The sequence below is a fragment of the Escherichia sp. E14S1 genome (genome assembly GCF_004211995.1).
In the GTDB taxonomy this organism is placed as follows: Bacteria; Pseudomonadota; Gammaproteobacteria; order Enterobacterales; family Enterobacteriaceae; genus Escherichia.
Genome location: NZ_RHJQ01000030.1, coordinates 39,122 through 42,541 on the forward strand (window position 1 = coordinate 39,122; position 3,420 = coordinate 42,541).

At 52.0% G+C, this 3,420-nt stretch carries 5 protein-coding genes; 3 read left to right on the top strand and 2 right to left on the bottom strand.

All coding sequences use genetic code 11. The annotated features are described in order from the left end of the window. The 3 genes from narW to D9734_RS21820 all read left to right on the top strand — a co-directional run. Positions 1-639, top strand: a 639-nt coding sequence (gene narW / locus D9734_RS21810) for a nitrate reductase molybdenum cofactor assembly chaperone (protein ID WP_130210521.1), incomplete at its 5' end; no start/stop codon positions are given. Continuing rightward, entirely contained in the window at positions 636-1,316 is a 681-nt protein-coding gene (gene narI, locus D9734_RS21815; protein ID WP_130210515.1) for a respiratory nitrate reductase subunit gamma, read from the top strand. The genes narW and narI, both read left to right, overlap by 4 nt. Positions 1,317-1,395: 79 nt before the next feature. Continuing rightward, entirely contained in the window at positions 1,396-2,289 is an 894-nt protein-coding gene (locus D9734_RS21820; protein WP_130210517.1) for a PhzF family isomerase, read from the top strand. A gap of 100 nt (positions 2,290-2,389) precedes the next feature. On the opposite strand, the gene nhoA is transcribed toward D9734_RS21820, so the two are convergent. Both nhoA and D9734_RS21830 read right to left on the bottom strand, forming a co-directional pair. Next, the gene (nhoA, locus tag D9734_RS21825) at positions 2,390-3,235 is read right to left on the bottom strand and encodes an N-hydroxyarylamine O-acetyltransferase (RefSeq protein ID WP_130210519.1); all 846 of its coding nucleotides are present in this window, start codon (positions 3,233-3,235) and stop codon (positions 2,390-2,392) included. An 83-nt stretch (positions 3,236-3,318) separates the two neighbouring features. After that, on the bottom strand, positions 3,319-3,420 hold a 102-nt coding region (locus D9734_RS21830), incomplete at its 5' end, for a transposase (RefSeq protein ID WP_205712827.1).

A 3,420-nucleotide genomic window follows, 5' to 3' on the forward strand; every position in this document is an offset into this window, starting at 1 on the left:
GAAAGCAAGGAGGACGTGCTGGTGTTGATCCGCCGCGATGCGCCGATGCTTACGGATTTCACCCGTAACCTGCTTAACGCGCCGCTGCTGGATAAACAGGCCGAATGGTGCGAAGTGTTTGACCGTGGACGTACCACATCGCTGCTGCTGTTCGAACATGTTCATGCCGAGTCCCGCGATCGAGGCCAGGCAATGGTGAACCTGCTGGCGGAGTATGAAAAGGTCGGTCTGCAACTGGATTGTCGGGAACTGCCTGATTATCTGCCGCTGTATCTAGAATACTTAAGCGTACTGCCGGACGACCAGGCGAAAGAAGGGTTACTCAACGTTGCGCCGATCCTCGCCCTGCTTGGCGGACGTTTAAAACAACGCGAGGCACCGTGGTATTCGTTGTTTGACGCCCTACTGCATCTGGCGGGTAGTACACTTTCAAGTGACAGTGTCACTAAACAGATTCGCAGTGAAGAGCGCGATGACACCCGCCAGGCGCTGGATGCGGTGTGGGAAGAGGAACAGGTGAAGTTTATTGAAGATAACGCCACGGCGTGTGACAGCTCGCCGCTTAATCAATATCAGCGACGCTTTAGTCAGGATGTCGCGCCACAGTATGTCGACATCAGTGCGGGAGGTGGGAAATGATTCAGTATCTGAACGTCTTTTTTTACGATATCTACCCGTACTTGTGTGGCACGGTTTTTATCCTTGGAAGCTGGCTGCGCTACGATTACGGGCAGTATAGCTGGCGCGCCGCCTCTAGCCAGATGCTGGATAAACGCGGGATGGTGCTGTGGTCGAACTTGTTCCATATCGGCATTCTGGGGATCTTCTTCGGTCATCTGTTTGGCATGTTAACGCCGCACTGGATGTACGCGTGGTTTCTGCCGGTGGCGGTAAAACAACAGATGGCGATGGTGCTCGGTGGTATTTGCGGTGTATTAACGTTGATTGGCGGTGCGGGGCTGCTGGTACGTCGTTTAACAAATCCGCGTATCAGGGCGACGTCTTCTGGTGCGGATATCCTGATCCTCGCCATTTTGTTAATTCAGTGCATTCTTGGGTTAACCACCATTCCCTTTTCAGCACAACATCCGGACGGCAGTGAAATGATGAAGCTGGTGGGCTGGGCGCAAAGCATTGTCACTTTCCAGGGCGGCGCATCGACGCATCTTGATGGCGTAGCTTATATCTTTCGCGTTCATCTGGTATTGGGAATGACCATCTTCCTGCTCTTCCCGTTCACCCGACTGGTGCATGTGTGGAGCGCGCCGTTTGAGTACTTTACTCGTCGCTATCAGATTGTGCGTTCGCGGCGATAATCATCACCCTGGCCGGATAGCCCTTCGCTCTCCGGCCAGTTGCAGGCTATGATAGTTCTCCAGCCACAGGAGAACGTTAATGAAACCGCAGGTTTACCACGTCGATGCTTTTACCTCTCAACCGTTTCGCGGCAATTCTGCCGGTGTTGTTTTCCCTGCCGATAATCTCAGTGAAGCGCAAATGCAACTTATCGCCCGCGAGTTAGGCCATTCGGAAACTGCGTTTCTGCTGCACAGTGACGACAGCGATGTGCGCATTCGCTACTTTACGCCAACGGTTGAAGTGCCGATTTGCGGTCACGCGACCGTGGCAGCACATTATGTTCGTTCGAAGGTATTAGGTTTGGGAAATTGCACGGTCTGGCAAACGTCGCTGGCAGGAAAACACCGCGTGACTATCGAAAAGCACAACGATGATTATCGTATTTCGTTGGAACAAGGTTCTCCTGGCTTTGAGCCACCGCTGGAAGGTGAAACACGTGCGGCGATTATCAACGCGCTTCATCTCACTGAAGACGATATTCTGCCAGGCTTGCCAATTCAGGTGGCAACAACAGGACACTCAAAAGTGATGATCCCGTTGAAACCAGAAGTGGATATCGACGCCCTTTCGCCTGATCTTGCTGCGCTGAGCGCTATCAGCAAACAGATTGGCTGCAATGGTTTCTTCCCGTTTCAGATCCGCCCTGGCAAAAACGAAACCGATGGTCGCATGTTCTCGCCTGCGATTGGTATTGTGGAAGATCCGGTGACTGGCAATGCCAATGGCCCTATGGGTGCATGGTTGGTACATCACAACGTATTGCCCCACGATGGCAACGTGTTGCGTGTTAAAGGCCATCAGGGGCGCGCATTGGGGCGTGACGGTGTGATTGATGTGACGGTGACAATTCGCGATAACCAGCCGGAGAAAGTGACTATTTCTGGTACAGCGGTGATTTTATTTCATGCCGAGTGGGCAATTGATCTTTAAAACCGTTGCCATATACGGCAGAAAAACAAATTGCCTGATGCGCTTCGCTTATCAGGCCTACAACCGCCGGATTAGGCGTTTACGCCGCATCCGGCACAAACTATTTCCCTGCTTCCGGATGCGTATCAAACGCTGCCATCACCTGCGCCAGCTCATCCACAGTAAACCCATGTTTCGCATCATCCACGCCCAGTCCAAACTGCTCCTGCATCACGGCATACAACGATGCCGCATCTGGCAAATTCTGCTGCTCTGCTACGTGACCATTTTCATAATGGGTGAAATGAAAATTGGTCAACGTCAGCTTGCCACCGTCCGGCAAATGGCGGCACATTAACAAATGATGGCGAAAATGCGATTGCGGCCAGTGCGCCGACCAGAAATTACCCATCACATAATCGCTTTGTTGCTGCTCACAGAGATCAAAACGGTACATCGACTGCCAGTGCTGATGATGATTAAACTGCAACACCCAGTCGCCCCCTTCCTGTAACAGCCGATATTCGCCATGTGGCGTTGTTTGCGCGATATCCGGCACTAAACGGATTGGCGCGGTCAGCGTCTGACCACCAAAACCAACGTCGGCAATCCATTGTTCACCTTCCAGTTCTACCAACAGCAAACGGTGCGTGCGCGGCGGTAATGATGGTGGATTAGATAACACTACGCGCCCTAACAGACTACGTACATGAAAACCCAGCTCGCGTAAAACCCGCTCAAACACGCCATTCTGTTCAAAGCAATAACCGCCACGCCGGGCGAACACCAATTTCTCTTCCAGAGATTGATCATCAAGCTGCATTTCCCTCGGCAGCAGAACATCAAGATTTTCAAATGGAATGGTGCAATTGTGTTTCAGGTGTAATGCACGAAGCGTATCGATATTGACCGCAGCAGCTCCCGACCAGTTAATGCGGGCAAAATAATGATTCAGAATGGGCGTCATCAGGCGTTTCCGTTAGTGGTTTTATCCAGTGCGCCATAAAAACCCCGTCCTTCAGGGTGGGGATATAAGGCGCGGTTTTCCACCTAACCAGGTGTTTGCTGTTGTTCAATGTATTGGCGGATGACGGATATTGGCGCACATCCGCAGCTACTGGCAAAATAGCCGGGACTCCACAAAACGCCTTT

What these genes read in the sequence shown, in the direction of transcription:
- narI (WP_130210515.1), top strand. Translation starts at nt 636, where the DNA reads ATGATTCAGTATCTGAACGTCTTTTTTTACGATATCTACCCGTACTTG.
- D9734_RS21820 (WP_130210517.1), top strand. Translation starts at nt 1,396, where the DNA reads ATGAAACCGCAGGTTTACCACGTCGATGCTTTTACCTCTCAACCGTTT.
- nhoA (WP_130210519.1), bottom strand. Translation starts at nt 3,235, where the DNA reads ATGACGCCCATTCTGAATCATTATTTTGCCCGCATTAACTGGTCGGGA.